This window comes from Rhodococcus sp. NPDC127593 (genome assembly GCF_042671975.1).
Taxonomy (GTDB): Bacteria; Actinomycetota; Actinomycetes; order Mycobacteriales; family Mycobacteriaceae; genus Rhodococcus_F.
In genome coordinates this window covers 39,793-61,730 of sequence record NZ_JBHXWI010000020.1, presented here as the reverse complement: position 1 = coordinate 61,730, position 21,938 = coordinate 39,793, and the positions used below count along the sequence as shown (strand labels likewise).

Here is a 21,938-nt window from a genome sequence, read left to right as displayed (position 1 = left end):
GTCATTCCTCCGTGATGGCGTCGAGCGAAGCACGCAGATCGTCGACGAGGTCTTCCAGGTTTTCCAGTCCGATCGACAATCGGACGGTGCGGTAGCCGAATCCGGCGTCGCGGAGTTGCGTGTCGCCGAGATGGCTGTGCGTGGTGGTGGCGGGGTGCACTACCAGCGAACGGGCGTCGCCGATGTTGGCGACGATCGAGAACAGTTGCAGCGAGTCGATGAACTTCGCCACCTTCGAGTCGTCGACGGCGAGATCGAACGAGAAGACCGAGCCGGCGCCTCGCGGCAGGTACCGCTGGGCGGCGTCGTGCCACCGGTTGTCCGGCAGTCCGGGGTAGTTGACCTTGGCGACCGCGGGATGACCGTCGAGAAATTGTGCGATCGCCAGTGCCGAGCCGACTTGCCGTTCCAGTCGCAGGTCCAGCGTCTCCAATCCCTGAAGCAGCTGGAACGAATTGAACGGGGACAGTGCGGGACCGAGATCGTGGACGATCTTCGTCTTCGCATAGACCAGGTAGGCGCTCCGTTCGCGGCCGAACTCCTCCCACAGCACGAGGTCGCCGATGCGCGGGTAGGGCTCGGTGAACTGGGTCCACCGCTGCGGTTCCGCGCCGAAGTCGAACGTGCCGAGGTCCACGATCACACCACCCAGCGACGTCCCGTGCCCACCGATGAACTTGGTGGCCGAGTACACGGTGATGTCGGCTCCGAAGTCCTTCGGGCGGAGCAGATACGAGGTGGCGATCGTGTTGTCGACGATCAGCGGGACCCCCACCTGGTGCGCGATGTCGGCCACGGCCCGGACGTCGAGCACGGAGGCGACGGGGTTGCCGATCGTCTCGGCGAAGAAGGCCCGGGTCTCGGGACGCGCGGCCGCACGCCAGGCGTCGAGGTCGTCCTGATCGACGAGCGTGACCTCGATCCCGAAGTCCGCGAAGGTGTCCGTGAGGAGATCGACGGTTCCCCCGTACAGCTGCCGAGCCGCGACGATGTGCTGTCCGGACTTGGCGAGGGTGAGCAGGGCGACCGCGACGGCGGACTGTCCGGATCCCGTGGCCAGGGCGGCGACACCGCCGTCGAGATCGGCGAGACGCTGCTCGAACACGGCCTGGGTGGGGTTCCCGGTGCGGCTGTACAGGTTTCCCTTCCGGCGGAGTGCGAAGATGTCCCGCGCCTGTTCGAAGCTGCCGAAGTCGTAGGCAACCGATTGGTAGATCGGGGGGATCGCGGTGTTCTGCGTCGTTCCGGGTTGATAGCCGGTGCGGACCTGCCGGGTCGCGAACCCTGTGGTCTCGGGCATCGGTGTGCCTGTCCCTTCGTCGGTATTTCTGAACGGGTGAATCACAAACGAATATGTTCGGAACAAAACACGAAGCGAGGCGAGAAGGCACGTGTTTTGTTCTGCTCGAGCTTTAGTCTTGTTCGACCTCGCGCGTGTGGGTCAGGGTGACGCAGTCAATCCTGCGAACAACACCCCGAATGAGGTAATCAGTGGACATCGACTGGCTGGAACCCGAAGCGACTGTGCGTGGCTCGGTGATCGTCGTCGCCGGCCGCGGTGAGCGTGCTCACGTGTATCGCCGGTTCGCCCGCCGGATCGCCTTCGATGGTTACCGTGTCGCGGTGGTGGAGAACGATCCCGCGGCGACCGCTCGGGTGATCGCAGATGCCGAGACCGCTCTCCCTCTCACCGTCGTCGGATCGGACAGTGGCGCCCTGACCGCCCTCGACCTCGCCTCGACGCATCCGGCCGTGTCCGGGGTCGTGGCAGCGGGACTACTCGTCGCCGGCGCCGACGCCTTCACCGGAGAGTGGGACGGCGAACTCGAGGTCCGTTCCGCGTGTCCCGTGCATCGGGGGGTCCTGTCCTCGGCCGACGCTCTCGAGCGGGGAACGCTCGGTGCGGAGACACCGGTGGCCACGGCCGATTCGCTGACTCACGTGCAGGTTCCCGTCCTCGTCGTGCACGGAGGCGCCGACGTCCTGAGCCCGGCAGCGGACGTCCTGGCCGTCACGTCCGCGTTGCCCGACGCCCGGGTCGTCGTCGTCCACGAGGGACTGCACGACATCCTCAACGACGTGTCCCACCGGTCGGTCGCCGCCGAGATCGTGCAGTTCCTCGAGCGCCTCCGCCTGCCCGGTACGCCCGACATCATCCTCCGCGAACCGGCAAGGGCACTCACGCAGTGACCCGGACGCGCGGGGCGCGGGGGCGGTAGTGGTTGTCGATCGAAGGGGTGTGGATGTCAGCGGTGCTGGAGACGGAGGCGATTGCCCCGGAGTGGTTGCTCGAGCGGATCGACGGCCGCACCGCGGAACTGGCCGATGCCGTCGCCGACCTCATCAGGTCGGGTGAGCTCAGCCCCGGCGATCGCCTGCCGACCGTCCGCGCACTCGCGAAATCGACCGACCTCAGTGTCGGTGCGATCGTCAGTGCCTGGGGCCGGCTGCAGGAACAAGGGTTCGTGCAGACCCGCCGTCGCGGCGGCACCGTCGTTCTCCCGCCGCTCGACAGCGTGCCCGAGCGCGGCATACCCGACTGGCGTGGCGTCGACCTGGCGCAGAATGCACCCGACCTGGCGCTGCAGCCGTCCCTGTCCGACGCTTTGTTGTCCAGCCTGGACGCCGAGACGCTGAATGTGTTCGGCCGCGAACTGATGACCGAGCGGTTGAGGAACGCCGTCGCCCCGGGGTGGCCGTTCGAACCGGAGGCCTGGGCCACGGCGGGCGGTGGAACCGAGGCGTTGTTGCTGGCCGTGGAGGCGGCAGCCCCACCCGGCTCCATGGTGGCCGTCGACGAGCCCCTGGGCCCGGGCGTTCTCGACACCCTCCGCGACCTGGGGCTGGATGCGATCGGCGTCGGCGCAGATCGCGACGGCCCCCGGCCGGACGCTCTCGACACGGCACTCTCGGCCGGTGCGGTGGCCTTCGTGTTCCAGCCCGGTGCGCCGTTCGCGGTCGACCATGCGGTCAGTGCGAGGCGCACGAGGGAACTCGCCGAGGTGCTGCGACGGCATCCGGCGGCGTGGGTCGTCGAGGACGACTCGATCGGACCGCTCGAACCGCAGCAGCCTCCCTCTCTGGGATCTGAACTGCCGCAGCGGGTCGTCCGGATCCGCAGTTATTGCAAGGCATATGGGATAGACGTGCGGACCTCCGTTCTCGGCGGGTCCCGCGAGCTGGTCGAGAAGGCCATGAAGGTGCGCAGTCACGGCGTGGGCTCGAACAGCAGAATCCTGCAGAACACTCTCGCCCACCTGATCGGCAGCGCCGATGCCGAGCAGGCGGTCACCGCAGCGCACGAGCGCTACGTCGCCAGGCGCACATCGCTGCTGGAGGCCCTGATCGACCGCGGCATCGAGGCCTCCGCGGGCCCGCACAGTCTGGTCGTGTGGGTCACGGTGTCGGACGAGACCGCGGCCCTCGTCGCGCTGGCGCGGCAGGGCATCTCCGTGGGGGCCGGTTCCCGCTCGTTCGTGCAGGCACCCGCACGGCAACTCCTGCGCTTGTCGGCCACCCAATTGCCCGACGATCCGGACCTGATCGGGCAACTCGCCGACGTCGTCGCGGTGGCCGTCGCGGAGTCGTCGCGCGAGTTCTTCGACTGATCGGGCTTTGTTCGGCAGCCCTGCGGGACATACGAAATATGTTTTGAAACATCGAGAATTTAATACTCTGCACGCGCCTGTTTGCTCCATACACTTCAACGCGGCGTGCCGAGGCAGGTGCCTGACGGCGGACGATGAAGGAGCGAGAACATGACGAGACGGCAACTGAAATTGGGAGCTGTCCTCACCCCCACGGGTGGGCCCGGGCACCCGTACACCTGGCTGGACCCGGAAATTCCCGCCGACGCGAGCGTCGACATCGACTGGTACATCCGCTACGCGCGGCTCGCCGAGCAGGCGCGGTTCGACCTCGTCTTCATCGTCGACAGCCAGTTCATCACCCCCGACTCGCCCCCGCACTACCTGAACCGGCTCGAGCCGCTGACGCTGCTGTCGGCGCTCGCGGTGGCCACCGAACATATCGGGCTCGTCGGCACGCTGACCACGTCGTTCAACCAGCCGTTCAACCTCGCGCGACGGTTCGCGTCTCTCGACCTGATCAGCCGCGGCCGTGCCGGCTGGAACGTGGTCACCAGTGGCGACTCGGGTACCGCCGGAAACTACGGCCTCGAGGAGCATTACGACTACGCCACCCGCTACGGCCGGGCACTCGAACACGTCGAGGTCGTCAAGGCGCTGTGGGACTCGTACGAGGACGACGCGTTTCCGCGCGACCGGGAGGCCCGCCGCTTCCTCGACCCGGACAGGCTGCACACCCTGGACCACCGTGGTGAGCACTTCTCGGTGGTGGGCCCGCTCAACATCGAACGCTCGCGGCAGGGGCAGCCGGTGATCTTCCAGGCCGGTGACTCCGACCAGGGCCGCGACCTCGGAGCGCGTATCGCCGACGGGATCTTCACGCACGCGCCGAGTTTCGAAGCGGGAGCGACGTTCTACGCCGACATCAAGACCCGCGCCGCGGCCTACGGGCGCGCTCCCGAGGACATCGTGATCCTGCCAGGCGTCACCGTCACCGTGGGCGACACCGACGCCGACGCGCGCGAGATCGAGCGCGCAACCCAGCTGGCGGACAACGACTTCGGAAAGTCCCTCCGGGAACTTGGCCGGCCCTTCGGCTGGCACGACTTCCGGCAGTACGACCTCGACGCACCGTTCCCCACCGAGGCACTGCAGCACGCCGAGCGCAGCTTCTACACGCAGGCCAAGAAGATCGCCGACCTCGCCGCCGACCGGGGGTTGACTCTGCGGCAGACGGTCGAGGCCCTCAGCGCGCCGAAGACGTCGCCGTTCACGGGTAGCGCCGAGACCGTCGCGAACGAACTGCAGCGCTGGCTGGACGGCCACGCCCTCGACGGCATCAACATCCACATCGGTCACCCGGCGCAGTTCCAGCGCTTCGTCGACGAGGTGCTGCCGATCCTGCGTGAGCGTGGCGTCGTCCGGGAGGACTACGAGCAGAACACGTTGCGCGGCAACCTCGGCCTGCCCTTCGCGGAGAACCGCTACACCCGGGCGCGGCGTGAGGGAATCGACCCCGCCCCGCTGCCCGGCACCACCGCATCGCTGCCCGCGAGCGTCTGAATCACCACCCCCTTTGCATGGTCAGGAGCACCCAGTGAGCAAGAAGAGCCGGCGGATCGCCGGCGCCGTAATACTCGGAGTGATCGTCGGGCTCGTTGCCACCGCGTGCGGCGGTGGCAGCAGCTCGGACGGCGCCGAGGTCAAGTGGGCGTTCAGCCTCCCCACCTCCTGGGATCCGGTGACGAGCCGGACAGGAAACGACATCAACACGATCAGCCTCGCGTACGCGTCGCTGACCCGGCTCGACGCCGAGGGCAACGTCGAACCGTCACTCGCCGAGAGCTGGAACTACAACGCCGACGGCACCGCGGTGACCTTCACCCTGCGTGACGGTCTCACCTTCTCCGACGGGACCACCCTCGACGCCCCGGCGGTCAAGGCGTTCTTCGATCGAGGCAAGACCCAGGACGACTCGTTCCTCCGCGATCAGCTCGCCGGCGTCACCGAGGTCACGGCCGACGGTCCGACCGCCGTCACGCTGCACCTGGCCGACGCCGACTACCAGATCCCGTACCTGGTCGCCGGGCGTACCGGTGCCATCGCCAGCCCGACCGCGGCGGCCGACCCGCAGAAGCTCAGTGTGTGGCCGGTCGGGGCCGGTCCCTTCACGATCACCGACTTCGTCGCCGAGGACCACGCCTACTTCGAGAAGAACCCGAACTACTGGGACGCCGACAACATCCACATCGACCACTTCGAACTCAGCGTTGCCCCGGACCCGGCCACACTCGTCGCCGGTGTCCAGTCCGGCTCCATCGACTTCGCGACACTGCCGGCCCTGCAGTCCAAGGAAGCCGAGGCCGCCGGTCTCGATGTCACCGTGAAGCCGTCGCTGGCCGCGAACGACGTCTCCATCAACCTGAACAAGGCCCCGTTCGACAATCCGAAGGTCGTCGAGGCGTTCCGGTACGCATTCGACCGCCAGGCATTCGTCGACGTCATCACGAACGGGTTGGGTAGCACGACGAGCCAGCCGTTCCCCGACGGGTACCTCGCCTTCAATCCGGAGGTCGAGAAGCTCTGGAACTACGACCCCGACAAGGCATCTCGACTCCTCACCGAGGCGGGATACGGACCCGGGCAGTTGTCGATCGAGGTCACCGCCCAATCGGCGGCCACCAACCGGGCGGAGCTCGTGCAGGCGCAGCTGAAGAAGGTCGGCGTCGAGTCCACCATCAAGGTGGTCCCGCCGGGATCGTCGACGTGGCAGAGCGAGGTCTATATCGCGAAGAACCCGCAGGTGGCGACGGACGGCACCATCGGGCGTGAATCCCCGGTGCAGAACCTGCTCGCCGTCTACGGTCCGGAAGGCATCATGAACCTCAGCGGCCCGCACGCGTCGCCGGAGTTCTCCGCCGCGCTCGATGTCGTGCGTCGCACGCCCCTCGAGGACCCGGAGTACAAGCCGCGGCTGTGGCAGGCCGTCAAGGTCGGTGTCGAGCAGTCACCGACGAACTACCTCTTCAGCAATCCGTGGATCATCGTGTCCAACCCGGACCTGAAGAACCTGAACATCCTGCCGTCCCAGGTTCGGTGGGAAGGCGTCACGGTCTCGTGACCACCGCAGACGTCCAGGCCGCCGGCGCCGGGAGAACGTTCGCTCTCCCGGTGCCGGCGGGTGAGCTCGGCACGGCGCTGCGGGTCGTGCTGAGCACTGTGCTGATCGTGGTCCCGGTCTTCCTGTTCTCCACCCTGATCACCTTCCTGCTCGGGGCGGCCAGCGGGCTGAATCCGGCCGCCGGGATCGCCGGCGACGCCGCGACCCCGGAGACGATCGCCCGCATCAACGCCGAATTCGGGCTGGACAAGCCGGTCTGGCAGCAGTACATCGACTGGATGTCGAGCATGCTGAGCGGCGACCTCGGTGTCTCGTGGTTCAGCAAGATCCCGGTCAGCGAGTTGATCGGCGAGCGGCTCGCCGTCAGCGCCTCGATCGCGGGTGTCGCTCTGCTCATCGGACTCGTCCTCGGCGTCGGACTCGGGGTACTCGCCGCCGTCTACAAGGGCAGCCTGCTCGACCGGCTGATCACCGCCTACACGTCGGTGGCCTCGACGCTGCCGCCGTTCGTCATCTCGATCGGACTGATCCTCGTCCTCAGCGTCGGGTTGCACTGGCTGCCGTCGGCCGGGTACGTCCCGCCGGACGAGGACTTCGGCCGCTGGCTGTCGCTGATCATCATGCCGGCGATCGCGTTGAGCATGGACGTCGTCGCCGACATCGCGCGACAACTCCGCACCGGACTGGTCGCGGAGCTGGATCAGAACTACGTCACCGGCGCGGTGGTCCGGGGCATCAGTCCGTCCCGGATCCTGTTCGTGCACACACTGCGTAACGGCAGCGGTCCCGCGCTGTCCATCCTGGGTATGAAGGTCCCCACGCTCATCGGCGGCGCCGTCGTGATGGAGACCATGTTCTCCATGCCCGGCTTCGGTCGCCTCGCCGCCGACTCCGCGCTGCGCGGAGACGTTCCCATCGTCCAGGGAACGCTCGTCGTGGCGATCGTGTTCGTGCTGTTCTGCAACATCGTCGTCAACATCGCCCAGAGCGCCTTGCAGCCGGCAACCAAGCGGAGAGACTGAAATCCTATGCTCACAGCAATCCTGCGCTATCACTCCGCTCGCGCCGCGGTGGTCGTTCTCGGGCTGATCGTGGTGCTCGCGGTGTTCGGGCCCGCCCTCGCGCCGTTCGACCCGCTCGAGCAGGACACGTCGGCAATCCTGCAGGGCCCGAGTGGAACTCACTGGCTCGGGACGGACAACGTCGGACGGGACGTGTTCAGCCGGCTGCTGGCGGGTTCGACCGTGTCGGTGCTGTCCGCCCTGCAATGCGTCGTGGTCGGATTCCTCCTCGGCGTGATCCCGGGCTTCCTGTCGGTGTACCTCGGGCGCGGCGTGGAATGGTTCACCCTCCGGTTGATGGATGCGCTCATCACGCTGCCGTTCCTGGTGTTCGCCGTCGCGATGACCGCGCTGCTCGGAAACGGGCTGGCGCAGGCGATGTTCGCGGTCGGCATCCTCATCGCACCCGCGTTCTACCGGGTCACTCGTGCCGCGGCACTGACCGTGGCCAACTCCCAGTACGTCGAGGCCGCCGAACTGATGGGGGCCGACACGTCCTGGATCATCCGCCGTCACGCGGTGCGCAAGGTGCTGCCGGCGGTGGGGGTGACGTTCGCGGCGATGACCGGGGCCAGCCTCGTCATCGTGTCTTCGCTGACGTTCCTCGGGATCGGCGTCGTTCCGCCGGACCCGACCTGGGGCGGGCTCCTCGCCAGCGGATTGCAGTACCTGTACCAGGTTTCGTTCGGCCCCGTCGTGCCCGCCCTGTTGATCGTGGCCACAGTATGGGCACTCAACGCCATCGCCGACGCGCTGCGGGATGCGACCGGTCAACCCCATCGACGCGCCCGCAGGAAACAGGAGGTCACCTCGGATGTCCACTGACACATTGGATGCCACGTGGGCACCCGCAACCACGCCCCCCGGCAGGCCGGTGCTCACCGTGAGCGATCTGCGCATCGCACTCGACGACGGAACCGAACTGGTCCACGGCGTCGACTTCTCCCTCGCGCGCGGCGAAGCCCTCGGGATCGTCGGCGAATCGGGAAGCGGCAAGTCGCTGACCTGCCGCGCCATCCTCGGAATCCTGCCCGGCGGAATCGACGTCACCGCCGGCTCGATCGACTTCGACGGCATCGAACTCACCGACCTCGGTCGCAAACACTGGCGGCCACTGCGGGGAACCCGTATCTCCGCGGTGTTCCAGGACCCCGCCTCCTATCTCAACCCGTCCATCCGGGTCGGTGAACAACTGGCCGAGGCACTCCGGTCGACCCTCGGGCTGTCCCGCGCGGACGCGCGGCGGCGCGGCGTCGAACTGTTCCGGAAGATGGGGCTGAACGACGCCGACACCGTGTACCGCCAATACCCGCACGAACTGTCCGGGGGAATGCTGCAGCGGGTGCTCATCGCGATCGCGGTGTCCGCGGAACCGGAACTCCTCATCGCGGACGAGGCGACGACCGCCCTCGACGTCACCGTTCAGGCCGAGGTGCTCGACCTCCTCGAGGACCTGCGCGACGAACTGGGCCTCGCACTCGTCCTCGTCTCGCACGACCTCGCCGTGGTGGCCCAGGTCTGCGACAGCGTGATCGTGATGCGGGACGGCGCCGTCGTCGAGTCCGGGCGCGCGGAGGACCTGCTCACCGCACCCCGGCACGAGTACACCCGCCTGCTCGTCGAGAACCATCGGGAGTACGGGCTCGAGTCGTTCATCGGGAAGGAGGCGACTCGTGTCTGAACCGTTGCTGCGCATGACCGACGTCCGGGTGGAGCGTGGGCCCCGTGGGGCCCGCAAGCAGATCCTGCACGGCGTCGACCTGACCATCGATGCCGGCGAGAAGGTGGGACTCATCGGTGAAAGCGGTTCCGGGAAAACGACACTCGCCCGCACGATTCTCGGCCTGATCCCTCCCACGTCCGGATCGATCGAGATCCGCGGGCAGCGCGTCGACGACCTGTCCATGCCGCACCGCAGGGCGCACCGCCGCACGGGGACCGTGCAATACGTGTTCCAGGATCCGCTGCTGAGCCTCGATCCGGACATTCCGGTGGGCGAGTCGATCGCCGAGGGGCTGCTCGTGCGGGGCGGACTCGACCGCGATGTCGTGCGGTCGCGGGTCGCAGACGTACTGAGCAGTGTCGGACTCGACGCCGACATCGCGGCGCGGATACCCGCCGAATTGTCCGGTGGGCAGCGCCAGCGGATCGCGATCGCGAGGGCCCTCATCCTGGATCCGGCGCTGTTGCTGCTCGACGAACCGGTCAGTGCCCTCGACTCGGTCAACCGCATCCAGATCCTGAAACTGCTCACCGAACTCGGGCATTCACGGCAACTCGCTCAGCTGTTCATCTCGCACGACCTGGGGGCGGTGGCGGCGCTGGTCGACCGGATCGTCGTGCTGTACCGCGGCAACATCGTCGAGGACGGGCCCACCCACCAGGTGATCTCCGATCCCCAGCACCCCTACACCGCGCTCCTCGTCGGATCGGCTCCCACGTTGAGCGGCGGCGCGGTGACGCGGGAACGTCGCCGCGAACTGAGGCTCCGCCTCCCGTGAGTACTTGTTAACCGCGGGCGGTTAACAAGTACTCACGGCTCAGCGGCGCAGCGCCTTTCGCGCCAGCCAGTTGCCGAAGAACTGGGAGGCCTGGACGAGCAGGATGATGACGAGGGTGGCGACGAGGGTCACCTGCCAGTTGAAGCGCTGGTAGCCGTAGACGATGGCGAAGTCGCCGAGGCCGCCGCCGCCGATCGTTCCCGCCATCGCGGACATGTCGACGATGCCGATGAGGACGAAGGTGTAACCGAGAATCAACGGACCCAGGGCTTCCGGGATCAGCAGGGTGACGATGATCCGCAGGGGTCCCACGCCCATCGCGCGGGCAGCCTCGATCACGCCGGGATCGACGGTCACGAGATTCTGTTCCACGATGCGCGCGATGGCGAACGACGACGCGATGATCATCACGAAGATCGCGGCCTCGGTTCCGATGGTCCGGCCCACCACGGCAAGGGTTACGGGCCCCAGTGCGGCGAGCAGGATGATGAACGGAATCGGCCGCACGATGTTCACCAGGATGTTCAGCACCGTGTAGGCGGCCGTGTTCTGGAGAATCCCGCCCTTCCTCGTGGCGTACAGCAGCGTCCCCACCACGAGCCCGATCAGTCCACCGACCACCAGTGTGATGACCACCATGTAGATGGTGGTGCCGATGGATTCGAACAATACGGGGCGCAGTTTGTCCCAGTTCGTGGTCATGCCGGTACTTCCTCGACGTCGGTGACGGTCCGCAACCGGCGGATCACGTCGTCGACGCCGTCGTCCGGACCGACGAGTTCGAGCGTGAGGCTGCCGAACGAGCGGTCCTGCAGGGTGGTGATGCCGCCGTAGACGATCTCGAACCGGACGCCGTGCCCTCCCGCGTCGGAGAGAACGTCGCCGATCCGGCTGCCGTCCCGCACGTCGGCGGTGACGATCCGGCCCCCGAAACGCGCCCGCAGCCGTTCCAGGTCGGCGGGCTCCGGGCGGTTGCGCAGGATCGTGCTCACGAAACTCTTCGACGCCGGCGCCTGTGGTTCCGAGAAGACGTCGAACACCGTGCCCAGTTCCACGACACGACCCTCCGCGAGCACGGCGACACGATCCGCGACGGCCCGGACGACGTCCATCTCGTGCGTGATCACCACGATCGTGACCCCGAGTTCCCGGTTCACCTTGCGGAGCAGACGGAGTACGTCCTGGGTGGTCTCCGGGTCAAGGGCGCTGGTGGACTCGTCGGCGAGCAGCAGGTCCGGCGACGTCGCGAGCGCGCGGGCGATCCCGACCCTCTGCTTCTGCCCGCCGGACAGCTGGTCGGGGTAGGACCGCGCCTTGTCGGAGAGGCCCACGAACGCGAGCAGTTCGGCGACGCGTTCGCGGCGCTTCTGCCGTGGCCACCCGGCCACGACGAGGGGGTAGGCCACGTTCCCGGCGACGGTCCGGGAGCGGAACAGGTTGAACTGCTGGAAGATCATCCCGATCTTCGCGCGCACGTGCCGGAGTTTCGATTCCGACAGCGCGGTGATGTCGACGTCGTCGACCACGATGCGCCCACTCGTCGGGCGTTCCAGGCCGTTGATCAGACGAACCAGCGTGCTCTTCCCGGCCCCCGAGTAGCCGATGACCCCGAAGATCTCACCTCTCTCGATGGTGAGATCGACGGTGTCGACGGCGGTGAGTGTCTTCTTTCCGGACTGGAAGGTTTTCGTGACGGATTCGAATCGGACGATCGGTGTCATCTACTTGGCCGAACGAATTCCCTCTTCGACCCGCGACAGGATCTGCTGCAGTTGGGCGCCGTCCCGTTCCACCTCGACCGACGTTCCCTTCGACTCCTCGCGCACGGCGGCCTGGATCTCGGGGTCGTGCCAGATCTTCACGAGTTCGAGGTACGTCGCGTTGTCCTTGTCCTCGGCGCGGGTGACGAACGCGTTGATGTACGGCTCGGCGGCGGGGCTCGACGGGTCGTCCTTGTAGAGAGCGGATTCGGGGTCGATGCCCGAACGCTCGAGGAAGGTGTTGTTGACGATCGCACCGTCGACGGATGCGAGCGACAACGCCGTCTGGGCGGCGTCGACCGGCGTCACCTTCACCTTGGACGCACCCGTGTCGATGTCGGCGGGCGTGGGGGACCGGTTGTCGCCGGTCAGCGTGAGCAGGCCGGCGCCCTTCAGCACGAACAGGGCACGAGCCTGGTTGCTGGGGTCGTTGGGGATCGCGATCTCGCCGCCCTGCGGTATGTCGGCCAGGCTCTGGTGCTTCTGCGAGTACAGGCCGAGCGGCACGATCTGGGTGGCGCCGATCGGGGTGAGGTCGTCGTCGGCGCCGGTGTTGTACTCGCCGAGGAACTGCAGGTGCTGGAAGAGGTTCGCGTCGATCTGCCCCTGCGACAGGGCGGTGTTCGGCTGCGAGTAGTCGGAGAAGTTCACGACGTCGAGCGTGATACCCGCGTCCTTTGCCTTGTCCTCGAAGATCTCCCACGAGCGGTCGCTGGCCTCGGTGGTTCCGATCCGGACCGTGTCGCCGTCGGCGCCGCCGGATCCACCGGAGCACGCTGTCAGAGCCGCCAGGAGAGGAACGGCAGCAAGGGCGAGAGAACGGCTGAACTTCACGGAGAATCCCCACGATCGATCGGATGACCACGGAGTGTGGCCACCGGTAAGGTAGCCCGTCCGGGCTCGGTGCGGAAGGGTTTGGATCGCCCTGATTCGAAGGGCATTGTCTCGACTTCCGTTCCTGCCCTGCAGTATTCGACCGGAACCACCGAGTGCTCTAGGGTGGCGGGGTAAGCATGCGAGAGGTGATGAAGCAATGAAGGTAACGGTAGTGGCGGGCAATCCCAAGCCCGGTTCACGGACGCTGGACGCAGCCGGTCTGGTCGCGGCCGCGGTCACGGGTGCCGCCGCGGATTCCACGGTCGACGTGACCGAGCTCGGTGCGGGACTGCTCGGATGGGGTGACGAGAAGGTCGCGGCAGCCGTGGAGACGGTGGCGTCGTCGGACCTCGTCGTGTTCGCGAGCCCGACGTTCAAGGCCTCGTACACGGGCGTGTTGAAGCTGTTCCTCGACCAGTTCGCAACCGGAGACGGACTGAAGGACGTCGTGGTGGTGCCGCTGATGCTCGGGGCCGGGCCCGCGCACGCCATGGCGCCGGACCTGCTGCTCAAGCCGGTGCTCGTGGAATTGGGCGCGACGGCCCCCGCGCCTGGCCTCTATCTCATCGACACCGCGTACACCACCGACACACGCATCGCCGACTACGCCGAGCGGTGGGGTTCGATCCTCACCGCGGCGGCCCGGACCCGGACGGAACTCTCATGACGCAGGCAGACGGCACACTCGACAAGACTTCGCTCCGGGAGGCGTTCGGACATTTCCCGAGCGGTGTCGTCGCCGTCTGCGCCGAAGTCGACGGTGAGCGCGTCGGGATGGCGGCGAGCACATTCGTGCCCGTGTCGCTGGAGCCGCCGCTGGTCGCGTTCTGCGTGCAGAACACGTCCACGACGTGGCCGAAACTCGCGGACCTCGCCCACGTCGGGATCAGCGTGCTCGGTGAGGCGCACGACGCCGCCGCGCGTGTGCTGGCCGCGAAGACCGGCGACCGGTTCGCGGGCCTCGACACCGAAACCACCGACGGCGGGGCGCTGTTCATCGACGGAGCGTCGGTGTGGCTGGACACCACCGTCACCCAGCAGGTTCCTGCGGGGGATCACGCGATCGTGGTCCTGCGGATCAACGAGCTGAGGGTGCAGTCCGAGATCGAACCGATCGTGTTCCACCGCAGCCGGTTCCGCTGGTTGCGCACCGTCGCGTCCTGACCGGGGGTGAAATGACCACGGAACTGACGGTTACCGGGAAGACGGACGTTCATCCCCTGGACGACGCCATCCGGGAATCTCTTCGCGGGGAACACGCGCATTTCGCCAGGTGGTCAGGCCGGGTGGCGCGGTACCACCCGGACGTCGCGCCGCACGTCGGCCACCCGGCGACGCTGGGGGACGAGGACTGGGCGGATCTCGCGGCCTTGCTCGGGCCGTCGGCGACGGCCGCGCTGCGCGGATTCGGGCACACCCCGCCGCAGGGCTGGGAGGTCGTGGACTCGTTCGGCCTGGTGCAGATGGAGGGCACCGCGCTGGACGTCGCCCCGGACCCGGATGCCGAAGTTCTCGGCGCGGCGGACGTCCCCGAGATCCTGGACCTGATCGGCCGCACCCGACCCGGACCGTATCTCCCACGAACCATCGAGATGGGGACGTATCTCGGTTTTCGTGTCGACGGCGAACTGGTGGCAATGGCGGGCGAGCGGTTGCATCCACCCGGGTGGACGGAGATCAGCGCAGTCTGCACCGACGAGCGTTTCCGGGGACGCGGATTCGGTGCCCGCCTCGTGCGCGCCGTCGGAGCAGGCATCCGCGCTCGCGGTGAAAGACCGTTCCTGCACGCCGCGCAGGCGAACACGACGGCGATCCGCCTGTACGAAAGCCTCGGCTTCACCCTCCGTCAGCAGTCCGCGCTCACCGTCGTCCGGACACCGGCGGTGGCGGCTCCGTCGGCCGTGCGGGGTTGACGAGCAACCGCTTCTCCGGGCGTCTTCGACTGCGACTTTCTCCGCCGTCCGATCTGACATGCGCACAACCGATGAATTCCGCGTCGCCACGCAGTCTGTATGTAGTGAATGTCGGCCTGAGATGAGGTGACGAGGAGAGTGCACGCCGTGGACCAAGAGAACGTGAGCGCCACCCTGACTGTCGCCGTGCCCGCCGCCAGGGTGTTCGCGGTGCTGGCCGACCCGGCGACCCATTCTGCGATCGACGGCACCGGCTGGGTGCAGAAAGCCGCCGACCAGGCGCCGCTGACCGAGGTGGGGCAGATCTTCCGGATGGACATGTATCACCCCAACCATCCACAGGGTGACTACCAGGTGGCCAACCGGGTCCAGGTGCTCGACCCGCCGCGCGCCATCGGCTGGCTGACGGGGCAGGAGAAGGACGACGGTCGCCTGGAGTTCGGCGGCTGGACCTGGCGTTACGACCTGGTACCGCGTGGTACGTCCGAGACTGAGGTCACGCTCACCTACGACTGGTCGGCGGTGCCGCAATTCATCCGGGAGTACCTCCAGTTCCCGCCGTTCGGTCCTGAGCATCTCATCAACTCGCTGCACCACCTGGCCGAGCTTGCCGCACCGACATCCCGGGCCTGGACGCCCCTCGAGTAGTCCTACGGTTGGGCGATCCGCTCGATCAGCCATGAATCGACGCCGCTGAGCGCCGTCCTGGCCATTGCCGTGGGGTGGCCAGTGAACCCGTGGGGCGACTCGGGATAGATCCGGAGCTGGACGTCATTGCCGGCGGCGGAGAGCCTGCTTGCCATCGCGAGGTTGTCTTCCAACAACACATCGTTGCTCCCGACGACCAGTAGCGCCGGGGGAAGGCCGTGGAGATCGCCGTAGACAGGAGAGATGTCCGGAGCAGTGCGGTCCTCCACGTGGCCGACGTAGGCCTGGATAAAATATTCGTCGGCGATCCGACGTCCGGCCGGCGTCTGCGCGCTCACGTCATAGGTGCCGAATTGGAGTGCGGCGCCGGTGAACCTGTCGACGTCTCCTCTGTCCCTCAGCCGGAGCAGGGTTGTCAGCGCGAGTGTCGCTCCCGCCGATTGCCCCCCGATCGCCAGTCGGGATGATCCGAAGCGGGCATCAGCATGTTCGACGAGCCAGAGCGCAGCCGCTTCGCAGTCGTCGGGTGCGGCCGGCCACGGGTGCTCGGGTGCCAGCCGGTAGTCGACGCTGACGACGGCGATGTGGAGAGCGTCCGCGAGCTCACGGTTGCGCACGTCGTCTCGCGCTGCGGAGTCCATGTAGAAGCCGCCGCCGTGTATGTCCAGATAGACGCCCCGCGCTCGGCCGTTTGTGGGAGTGAAGGTCCTCACCGGGACACGCCCTCCCGCGGCCTCGACCATTTCTTCGATCGCCGGTGGAGCGGTGGGAGCAGGAGCGGACCTTCTCGCCCGTATTTCCTTCAACTCCTCGGGAGTGCTGGGGCCACGGCCGGCTGCCCTCGAGTTGTAGAAGCGCCGAGCTTCTTCGACCTGCTCCGCAGGCACGTCAGCCATCAAGTACTCCAGCGCGAACCGCACGCGCCCTCCTCACACTCGGGGGTCTCATCACGACGCTATTGCCGCTCTGGATCGCCCGGTACGTCCGCGACGACTTCGGCCGAGCGACGCGGTCACATCATGCCCGACTTGCTCGAGACAAGTACTCACAAAGGCTCGAGGTGAAGCCGTCGAGTGGAAGTGCAGCATCCGAGAAATGGGCCTCGGCTGGTGCTCCGAATTGAGCGATGACGGGCGGCGGATCCGGGAGTCGCAATAGGCGTCGAGCGGGTGTCCGCTTCCTCAGATCAGGTGCGGTCATCCCGATCCGTCGTCGAGGTGGCAGGATCAGTGGTATCGAGATCGGGAATTCGATGTGAGTGCCCGGATCGACATTTAGGGAGTATCGGCATGGCGCAGGGCATTGTGAAGTGGTTCAACGGCGAGAAGGGCTTCGGTTTCATCGCACCCGACGACGGAACTCCGGACGTCTTCGTGCACTACTCGGAAATCTCGGGCAGCGGTTTCAAGTCGCTCGATGAGAACCAGCGTGTGGAGTTCGAGGTGGGCCAGGGACAGAAGGGCCCGCAGGCCACGAATGTGCGGCCTGTCTAACTAGTCTGCGGGGACCGCACCCGGTGGGTGCGGTCCCCATCCGACAGCCGGATGAGGATCCGCTCGCGGAACCGGTCGAGGCCTGTCACGGTTTCTGTTCCGGCGCGTGTCTCGAATAGCCACGCTGCCGGTTGGTCAGGATTTGATGAAGTGCGCCTTGATCACGACATGGGTGGCGAGCAGGGAGCCCTTCTTCGTGTAGGTCAGGCCCCAGTTGCTGCGGTCGACGTGCACTTCGGCGGTGACCGTCGCGGTGTCATCCGTGGCGACAACATGGGTGGGGACGGTGAGCGGTCGAGTCTGGCCGTGAACGGTCAGATCGCCGTCGAGATGTAGGTGTCCCGGATCGGCGGGTCGCGCCTTTGCCGCGGTGAAGACGATGGTGGGGTACTTCTGGACGTCGAAGAAGTCAGCGGAGCGCAGGTGCTCGTCGCGTTTGCTGTTCTCGGTGTTCACGGAGGTCGCGTCGACGACCAGCGTTCCGGTGATACTTCCGTCGTCGCTGACCGTTGCGGCGCCCTCGACGGCGTGGAAAGTCCCGGTGACCGGGAGTAGCCACAACGCCTTGGTGTGAAAAGTGACCGAGGTGCGAGCAGGGTCCAGAGTCCAGGGCCCGGCGAGCGCGGACAGATGGGGGACGGACTCCATCGGCGATGTCATCGTGTACCTCCGGTTGATGGCCATCCGTAGCCAGAGAAGGTCTCGGGTCGAGGAGCGGACAGCCTGATCGGGTGTCACCGACCATCGGCCTCGGCGGACTCAGCCCAGAGATGGACACCCTCTGGCAAGTATCGTAGCGACGGGGCTGAGCGCCTCATAGAAGCTCGCGCGGGCCCGACGGCGGATCCGCTTGCGGGACGGGTCGGAGTCTCGACGTTCGGACGATTCGTCCCGGTCATGGTTCGGCATACGGGGCAACCCATCGACGATCATCGACGGCATGGAGAACACGAGCGCCCAACCAGGCGACACCGTCCGAGAGTCATACTCGGCCAGATCCCAGGAGTACACGGATCTCTTTGGCTCCCTGACTTCGACGCACCCATCCGATCGGACCCTGGTGAGCAGCTGGGCCGCCAACCTGGACGGGCCCGTGCTCGACGCCGGGTGTGGTCCGGGGCAGTGGACTGACTTCTTGGCCGAGTGCGGAGTAGCCGTGAGCGGGATCGATCTGGTTCCTGAATTCGTTGAACGAGCTCGTATCCAGTATCCAGAGCTTTCCTTCGAAGTCGGCGGCTTCGAGGCATTGGACGCCGCGACAGAATCGCTGGGTGGTGTGCTTTCGTGGTACTCGCTCATTCACCACAGTCCGCAGGATATCCAGACTCCGCTCGCCGAGTTCGCGCGCGTGATTCGGCCGGGCGGAGGGTTGCTGGTGGGTTTCTTCGAAGGAGCAACCGTAGGCACTTTCGACCATGCCGTGACCACTGCCTATCGATGGCCGGTGGCTGAACTCGGCCAGAAGTTGTTCACGGCCGGCTTCGAGGTGATCGAGACACACACACGAACGGGGAGCGGCACCAGACCTCACGGCGCAATCACCGCACGCCGGCAGCGCACCCGGTGAGGTTCCTCCGGGAGACTGAAGTTGTGCCGGATCTATGAGTACGGCCGGCCGATCCGGCGACCGTTGTGACACCGGGTCGGGCAAGATCGCAGGTATGAAGTACGTGCTGCTGATCTGCGACGATGAGTCCGTATCGCCGACGAACGAGGAACTCGCTGCCGATCCGGTGCATCAGGCATGGTGGGAGGATGTGCAACGACGCGGCGGTCTGCTCGTCGGCCAGCGGCTGCGGCCGGTGGTGGATGCCACGACGGTCCGGGTCCGCGAAGGTGAGACTCTGGTCTCGGATGGGCCGTTCGTCGAGACCAAGGACTTCGTCGGCGGCTTCGTGATGGTCGAGTGCGCGAACCTGGATGAGGCGATCGAGATCGCTGCCGGCCATCCCTACGCGCGTTGGGGCGGCGTCGAAATCCGCCCAGTCTGGGAATGACGGCGCCCGATGACCGAGTCCGTGCGGCGGTCGATGCGGCGTTCCGGGACGAATGGGGCCAGGTGGTTGCGACCCTGATCGGGTTGACGGGCGATTGGGATCTGGCCGAGGACTGTGCGCAGGACGCGTTCGCGTTCGCATTGACGAACTGGCCACGCGATGGCGTTCCGCGCCGCCCCGGCGCCTGGCTCACCACGACGGCTCGCAACCGCGCGATCGATCGGCTCCGCCGCGACGCGGCAGGTGCAGGCAAGGTGCGCCAGCTCGCCGTGCTGGCCCGCGACCCGGACGAGCTGCCGCACGACGAGATCCCCGACGAGCGGCTGCGGCTGATCTTCACCTGTTGCCATCCGGCGCTGCCGTTCCCGGCCCGGGTTGCGCTCACCCTGCGTACGTTGGCCGGTTTGAGCACTGCCGAGATCGCCCGGGCCTTCCTGACCGCCGAGTCCACGATGGCGCAGCGCCTGGTCCGCGCCAAGCGCAAGATCCACGAGGCCGGAATCCCGTACCGGGTCCCGCCCATCGAGCTGCTCTCCCAGCGACTGGCCGCGGTACTGGCGGTGCTCTACCTGATCTTCAACCAGGGCTACGACGAGGAGGACGAACGCCGGGCCCTCACGGCCGAGGCCATCCGCCTGGCCCGGCTCCTGGTCCGGCTGATGCCTCGGGAACCCGAGCCGCGCGGCCTACTCGCGCTGATGCTGCTGCACGAGTCCCGGCGCGCGACGCGCACCGACGACGGAGTGTTGGTCACCCTGGAGAACCAGGACCGGTCTCGGTGGGACCAGGCGCTGATCTCCGAAGGAGTGGCAACGCTCGACCAGGCGCTGGCCACGGGGCGCATCGGTGGCTATCAGGTGCAGGCCGCTATCGCCGCCTGCCATGTCACCGCGCCCGACGCGGCGAGCACGGATTGGCCGCGGATTGCGGCCCTGTACACCGAGTTGGCGCGGCTGGCGCCATCCCCGGTCGTCGATCTCAACCACGCCGTGGCGGTCGCGATGGCCGACGGCATTCCGGCCGGCCTGGCCCTGGTCGACGAGATCACGGCATCCGGCCGACTCGACCGGTACCACCTGCTGCCCGCGACCCGGGCCGATCTGCTCCGCCGGGACGGCCGTACCGCCGAGGCCAAGGCAGCGTACGAGCAAGCACTGAAGCTGGCCCAGATGGAGGCCGAACGCCGCTACCTGACCGGTCGCCTCCGCGAGCTCTGAAGAAATCTCGAGATTTCTTTCGCGGACGTTGTCGATCTCGGACGGCATCCTTCGTCGGTTGGTTGAAAGCACACCAAGAGGAAGGGAGAGTCTTGTGAACACCGACACGACCCCGCCGGCACCGTTTGTCGTCGGCCGCGCGACCTACCAGGCCGAACTGGATGCGCTGCGGGTCCGGGAGAAGTCGCACACCCACGAAGGCGACGCGATCGCTGCGGCCCGCCGGCGACTGCCGATGGTCGAGGTGGACCCCGCCGTCACCCTGGTCGGCCCGCACGGGACGGTCCCGCTGCTGGACGTGTTCGAGGGCCGCCGCCAGTTGATCGCGTACTTCCACATGTGGCACGCCGGCCACCCCGCGGCCGAACAATGTGAGGGCTGCACGTTCTTCAACGGCCAGGTGCGCGAGCTGTCATACCTGCACTCCCGCGACGTCACGTACGCCACGCTGTGCCAAGGCCCGTACGACGTGAGCGTCCGCTACCGCGACTTCATGGGTTGGGACGTGCCCTGGTACTCCGCGCAGGATGCGGCGAATGCGCTGCTCGGCGATCGCCAACGGTCCCCGGCGCCGCTGGTCTGTTATCTGCGACAGGAGGACAGGGTGTTCGAGACGTTCTGGACCAGCGGTCGTGGCCTGGAACCGATGGCTCCGACGTACGGGTTACTCGACATGACCGCGTACGGCCGTCAGGAAACGTGGGAGGACTCGCCGAGCGGTTGGCCTCAGCGTTGGGAGCGCCGCACGCGGGAAATCATGCGCACCGACGGACGGCCCACCGCGCAGTGGTCCCGCCTGGACGCCGGACGCTCTGACGACCTCGGCACCATCGAGCGCTGATGCCGCCGATGGACGGCAGAGTGCGGTGACTCGCGATACCGGATCACCGTGCAGATGCGGCGACGTGTTCGCGGCGCGTCAGCACGAGCGGCGGGCCGTCGGTGATCGCGATGGTGTGTTCGCTGTGCGAGGTACGCGATCCATCCGCCGAGCGGATGGTCCACCCGTCGGGGTCGTAGACGATCTTGTCCGTGCCGGCTGCGAACCACGGTTCGAGGGCGAGGGTCAGCCCCGGGCGCAGGGTGAGTCCTCGGCCCGCACGTCCTGTGTTCGATACGTGCGGATCCTCGTGCATGGTTCGTCCGAGCCCGTGACCACCGAACTCGGTGTTGACCGGGTACCCGTACTCGGCGGCGACCGCGCCGATCGCGGCAGAGATATCGCCCAGCCGGTTGCCGGGTATCGCGGCGGCGATGCCGGCTGTCAGGGCCTTTTCGGTGGCTGCGATGAGGCGTTCGTCCTCGGGTCGTGGATCACCGACGATGATGCTGCGGGCACAGTCGGCGACCCACCCGTCGATGGACACTGCGATGTCCATGCTCAGCAGGTCCCCGTTCTGCAGCACGTAGTCGTGCGGCAGGCCGTGGAGTACGGCGTCGTTGACCGACAGGCAGATGACGTTGCGGAACGTTCCGCGCCCGAATGACGGCGCGTAGTCCCAGTAGCATGACGTGGCGCCGCGCTGGGCGATCAGCTGGCGGGCGCGTTCTTCGAGCTCGAGCAGATTCACACCCGGGCGCGCGCGGTGTTCGAGATCGTCGAGCAACTCGGCGATGAACGTGCCGGTGACGTCCATCGCAGCGATCTCCCGTGGTGTTTTCAGTTCCAGCACCAACTACTCCTCCTGATAGGCCAAAATCGGTATTAAAATACCACTCTAGACGGTGTGTAGGTATTTTCATACCGCTGCGGAGTTAGACTGC

The 21,938-nt window shown here is 67.0% G+C and carries 24 protein-coding genes; 17 read left to right on the top strand and 7 right to left on the bottom strand.

The window, feature by feature from the left end; genetic code table 11:
- Position 1 precedes the first annotated feature (1 nt).
- The gene (locus ACFVJ3_RS19935; protein WP_378453660.1) at positions 2-1,300 is read right to left on the bottom strand and encodes an O-acetylhomoserine aminocarboxypropyltransferase/cysteine synthase family protein; all 1,299 of its coding nucleotides are present in this window, start codon (positions 1,298-1,300) and stop codon (positions 2-4) included.
- A 191-nt stretch (positions 1,301-1,491) separates the two neighbouring features.
- Here ACFVJ3_RS19935 and ACFVJ3_RS19930 point away from each other — a divergent pair, with 191 nt between their 5' ends.
- The 8 genes from ACFVJ3_RS19930 (at position 1,492) to ACFVJ3_RS19895 (ending at position 10,270) form a co-directional block, all read left to right on the top strand.
- Positions 1,492-2,190 (top strand): alpha/beta hydrolase, encoded by a 699-nt coding sequence (locus tag ACFVJ3_RS19930; protein ID WP_378453659.1) that lies wholly within the window; start codon positions 1,492-1,494, stop codon positions 2,188-2,190.
- Between the two features lie 53 nt (positions 2,191-2,243).
- Complete coding sequence (locus ACFVJ3_RS19925; RefSeq protein WP_378453658.1) at positions 2,244-3,608, top strand: aminotransferase class I/II-fold pyridoxal phosphate-dependent enzyme; 1,365 nt, start codon at positions 2,244-2,246, stop codon at positions 3,606-3,608.
- 150 nt (positions 3,609-3,758) lie between these two features.
- Complete coding sequence (locus ACFVJ3_RS19920) at positions 3,759-5,150, top strand: LLM class flavin-dependent oxidoreductase (protein WP_378453657.1); 1,392 nt, start codon at positions 3,759-3,761, stop codon at positions 5,148-5,150.
- 34 nt (positions 5,151-5,184) lie between these two features.
- A complete protein-coding gene (locus ACFVJ3_RS19915; protein WP_378453656.1) occupies positions 5,185-6,708 on the top strand; it encodes an ABC transporter substrate-binding protein in 1,524 nt (507 codons plus the stop codon).
- A complete protein-coding gene (locus ACFVJ3_RS19910) occupies positions 6,705-7,730 on the top strand; it encodes an ABC transporter permease (RefSeq protein ID WP_378453655.1) in 1,026 nt (341 codons plus the stop codon). The genes ACFVJ3_RS19915 and ACFVJ3_RS19910 overlap by 4 nt, the downstream gene beginning before the upstream one ends.
- A gap of 6 nt (positions 7,731-7,736) precedes the next feature.
- Entirely contained in the window at positions 7,737-8,594 is an 858-nt protein-coding gene (locus tag ACFVJ3_RS19905; protein WP_378453654.1) for an ABC transporter permease, read from the top strand.
- Positions 8,584-9,450: an ABC transporter ATP-binding protein gene (locus ACFVJ3_RS19900; protein ID WP_378453653.1), complete on the top strand. Its 867-nt coding sequence runs from the start codon at positions 8,584-8,586 to the stop codon at positions 9,448-9,450. Before ACFVJ3_RS19905 ends, ACFVJ3_RS19900 begins: the two co-directional genes overlap by 11 nt.
- On the top strand, positions 9,443-10,270 hold the full coding sequence (locus tag ACFVJ3_RS19895) for an ABC transporter ATP-binding protein (RefSeq protein WP_378453652.1): 828 nt from the start codon (positions 9,443-9,445) through the stop codon (positions 10,268-10,270). The genes ACFVJ3_RS19900 and ACFVJ3_RS19895 overlap by 8 nt, the downstream gene beginning before the upstream one ends.
- A 39-nt stretch (positions 10,271-10,309) precedes the next feature.
- Here the strand turns inward: ACFVJ3_RS19895 and ACFVJ3_RS19890 are convergent, their stop codons facing one another.
- Genes ACFVJ3_RS19890 through ACFVJ3_RS19880 form a run of 3 tightly spaced genes read right to left on the bottom strand, consistent with a single transcriptional unit; the run spans position 10,310 to position 12,864 of the window.
- Positions 10,310-10,972, bottom strand: coding sequence for a methionine ABC transporter permease (locus ACFVJ3_RS19890; RefSeq protein ID WP_095870357.1), 663 nt, complete (start codon positions 10,970-10,972; stop codon positions 10,310-10,312).
- Positions 10,969-11,991: a methionine ABC transporter ATP-binding protein gene (locus ACFVJ3_RS19885; protein ID WP_378453651.1), complete on the bottom strand. Its 1,023-nt coding sequence runs from the start codon at positions 11,989-11,991 to the stop codon at positions 10,969-10,971. The genes ACFVJ3_RS19890 and ACFVJ3_RS19885 overlap by 4 nt, the downstream gene beginning before the upstream one ends.
- Entirely contained in the window at positions 11,992-12,864 is an 873-nt protein-coding gene (locus ACFVJ3_RS19880; protein ID WP_378453650.1) for a MetQ/NlpA family ABC transporter substrate-binding protein, read from the bottom strand.
- Positions 12,865-13,063: 199 nt separating this feature from the next.
- Between ACFVJ3_RS19880 and ACFVJ3_RS19875 the strand changes: the two genes are divergently transcribed.
- The 4 genes from ACFVJ3_RS19875 (at position 13,064) to ACFVJ3_RS19860 (ending at position 15,467) form a co-directional block, all read left to right on the top strand.
- Entirely contained in the window at positions 13,064-13,573 is a 510-nt protein-coding gene (locus tag ACFVJ3_RS19875; protein WP_378453649.1) for an NADPH-dependent FMN reductase, read from the top strand.
- Positions 13,570-14,070 (top strand): flavin reductase family protein, encoded by a 501-nt coding sequence (locus tag ACFVJ3_RS19870; protein ID WP_007300445.1) that lies wholly within the window; start codon positions 13,570-13,572, stop codon positions 14,068-14,070. The genes ACFVJ3_RS19875 and ACFVJ3_RS19870 overlap by 4 nt, the downstream gene beginning before the upstream one ends.
- 11 nt (positions 14,071-14,081) lie before the next feature.
- Positions 14,082-14,819 carry a GNAT family N-acetyltransferase gene (locus ACFVJ3_RS19865; protein WP_378453648.1) on the top strand — a complete coding sequence of 246 codons (738 nt, stop codon included), beginning with the start codon at positions 14,082-14,084 and terminating at the stop codon, positions 14,817-14,819.
- A gap of 138 nt (positions 14,820-14,957) precedes the next feature.
- Positions 14,958-15,467: an SRPBCC domain-containing protein gene (locus ACFVJ3_RS19860; protein WP_378453647.1), complete on the top strand. Its 510-nt coding sequence runs from the start codon at positions 14,958-14,960 to the stop codon at positions 15,465-15,467.
- 2 nt (positions 15,468-15,469) lie between these two features.
- On the opposite strand, the gene ACFVJ3_RS19855 is transcribed toward ACFVJ3_RS19860, so the two are convergent.
- Complete coding sequence (locus ACFVJ3_RS19855) at positions 15,470-16,387, bottom strand: alpha/beta hydrolase (RefSeq protein ID WP_378453646.1); 918 nt, start codon at positions 16,385-16,387, stop codon at positions 15,470-15,472.
- Positions 16,388-16,756: 369 nt separating this feature from the next.
- On the opposite strand from ACFVJ3_RS19855, the gene ACFVJ3_RS19850 reads away from it, so the two are divergent.
- Positions 16,757-16,960, top strand: a complete 204-nt coding sequence (locus ACFVJ3_RS19850; RefSeq protein WP_009476254.1) for a cold-shock protein — start codon at positions 16,757-16,759, stop codon at positions 16,958-16,960.
- A 135-nt stretch (positions 16,961-17,095) separates the two neighbouring features.
- Here ACFVJ3_RS19850 and ACFVJ3_RS19845 read toward each other — a convergent pair whose 3' ends face one another.
- The gene (locus tag ACFVJ3_RS19845; RefSeq protein WP_378453645.1) at positions 17,096-17,620 is read right to left on the bottom strand and encodes a YceI family protein; all 525 of its coding nucleotides are present in this window, start codon (positions 17,618-17,620) and stop codon (positions 17,096-17,098) included.
- A 280-nt stretch (positions 17,621-17,900) separates the two neighbouring features.
- Here ACFVJ3_RS19845 and ACFVJ3_RS19840 point away from each other — a divergent pair, with 280 nt between their 5' ends.
- The 4 genes from ACFVJ3_RS19840 to ACFVJ3_RS19825 all read left to right on the top strand — a co-directional run bounded on the left by ACFVJ3_RS19840 (position 17,901) and on the right by ACFVJ3_RS19825 (position 21,015).
- Complete coding sequence (locus tag ACFVJ3_RS19840; RefSeq protein ID WP_378453644.1) at positions 17,901-18,527, top strand: class I SAM-dependent methyltransferase; 627 nt, start codon at positions 17,901-17,903, stop codon at positions 18,525-18,527.
- 94 nt (positions 18,528-18,621) lie between these two features.
- A complete protein-coding gene (locus ACFVJ3_RS19835; RefSeq protein ID WP_378453643.1) occupies positions 18,622-18,957 on the top strand; it encodes a YciI family protein in 336 nt (111 codons plus the stop codon).
- Positions 18,954-20,174, top strand: a complete 1,221-nt coding sequence (locus ACFVJ3_RS19830) for an RNA polymerase sigma factor (protein ID WP_378453642.1) — start codon at positions 18,954-18,956, stop codon at positions 20,172-20,174. The genes ACFVJ3_RS19835 and ACFVJ3_RS19830 overlap by 4 nt, the downstream gene beginning before the upstream one ends.
- A 94-nt stretch (positions 20,175-20,268) precedes the next feature.
- Positions 20,269-21,015: a DUF899 family protein gene (locus ACFVJ3_RS19825; protein ID WP_378453641.1), complete on the top strand. Its 747-nt coding sequence runs from the start codon at positions 20,269-20,271 to the stop codon at positions 21,013-21,015.
- 43 nt (positions 21,016-21,058) lie between these two features.
- On the opposite strand, the gene map is transcribed toward ACFVJ3_RS19825, so the two are convergent.
- Positions 21,059-21,847 carry a type I methionyl aminopeptidase gene (map, locus tag ACFVJ3_RS19820; protein WP_378453640.1) on the bottom strand — a complete coding sequence of 263 codons (789 nt, stop codon included), beginning with the start codon at positions 21,845-21,847 and terminating at the stop codon, positions 21,059-21,061.
- Positions 21,848-21,938 lie beyond the last annotated feature (91 nt).

Coding starts and splice junctions, on each gene's coding strand:
- ACFVJ3_RS19890 (WP_095870357.1), bottom strand. CDS start 10,972: ATGACCACGAACTGGGACAAACTGCGCCCCGTATTGTTCGAATCCATC.
- ACFVJ3_RS19905 (WP_378453654.1), top strand. CDS start 7,737: ATGCTCACAGCAATCCTGCGCTATCACTCCGCTCGCGCCGCGGTGGTC.
- ACFVJ3_RS19885 (WP_378453651.1), bottom strand. CDS start 11,991: ATGACACCGATCGTCCGATTCGAATCCGTCACGAAAACCTTCCAGTCC.
- ACFVJ3_RS19875 (WP_378453649.1), top strand. CDS start 13,064: ATGAAGGTAACGGTAGTGGCGGGCAATCCCAAGCCCGGTTCACGGACG.
- ACFVJ3_RS19850 (WP_009476254.1), top strand. CDS start 16,757: ATGGCGCAGGGCATTGTGAAGTGGTTCAACGGCGAGAAGGGCTTCGGT.
- ACFVJ3_RS19840 (WP_378453644.1), top strand. CDS start 17,901: ATGGAGAACACGAGCGCCCAACCAGGCGACACCGTCCGAGAGTCATAC.
- ACFVJ3_RS19900 (WP_378453653.1), top strand. CDS start 8,584: ATGTCCACTGACACATTGGATGCCACGTGGGCACCCGCAACCACGCCC.
- ACFVJ3_RS19835 (WP_378453643.1), top strand. CDS start 18,622: ATGAAGTACGTGCTGCTGATCTGCGACGATGAGTCCGTATCGCCGACG.
- ACFVJ3_RS19865 (WP_378453648.1), top strand. CDS start 14,082: ATGACCACGGAACTGACGGTTACCGGGAAGACGGACGTTCATCCCCTG.
- ACFVJ3_RS19920 (WP_378453657.1), top strand. CDS start 3,759: ATGACGAGACGGCAACTGAAATTGGGAGCTGTCCTCACCCCCACGGGT.
- ACFVJ3_RS19830 (WP_378453642.1), top strand. CDS start 18,954: ATGACGGCGCCCGATGACCGAGTCCGTGCGGCGGTCGATGCGGCGTTC.
- ACFVJ3_RS19870 (WP_007300445.1), top strand. CDS start 13,570: ATGACGCAGGCAGACGGCACACTCGACAAGACTTCGCTCCGGGAGGCG.
- ACFVJ3_RS19845 (WP_378453645.1), bottom strand. CDS start 17,620: ATGACATCGCCGATGGAGTCCGTCCCCCATCTGTCCGCGCTCGCCGGG.
- ACFVJ3_RS19925 (WP_378453658.1), top strand. CDS start 2,244: ATGTCAGCGGTGCTGGAGACGGAGGCGATTGCCCCGGAGTGGTTGCTC.
- ACFVJ3_RS19935 (WP_378453660.1), bottom strand. CDS start 1,300: ATGCCCGAGACCACAGGGTTCGCGACCCGGCAGGTCCGCACCGGCTAT.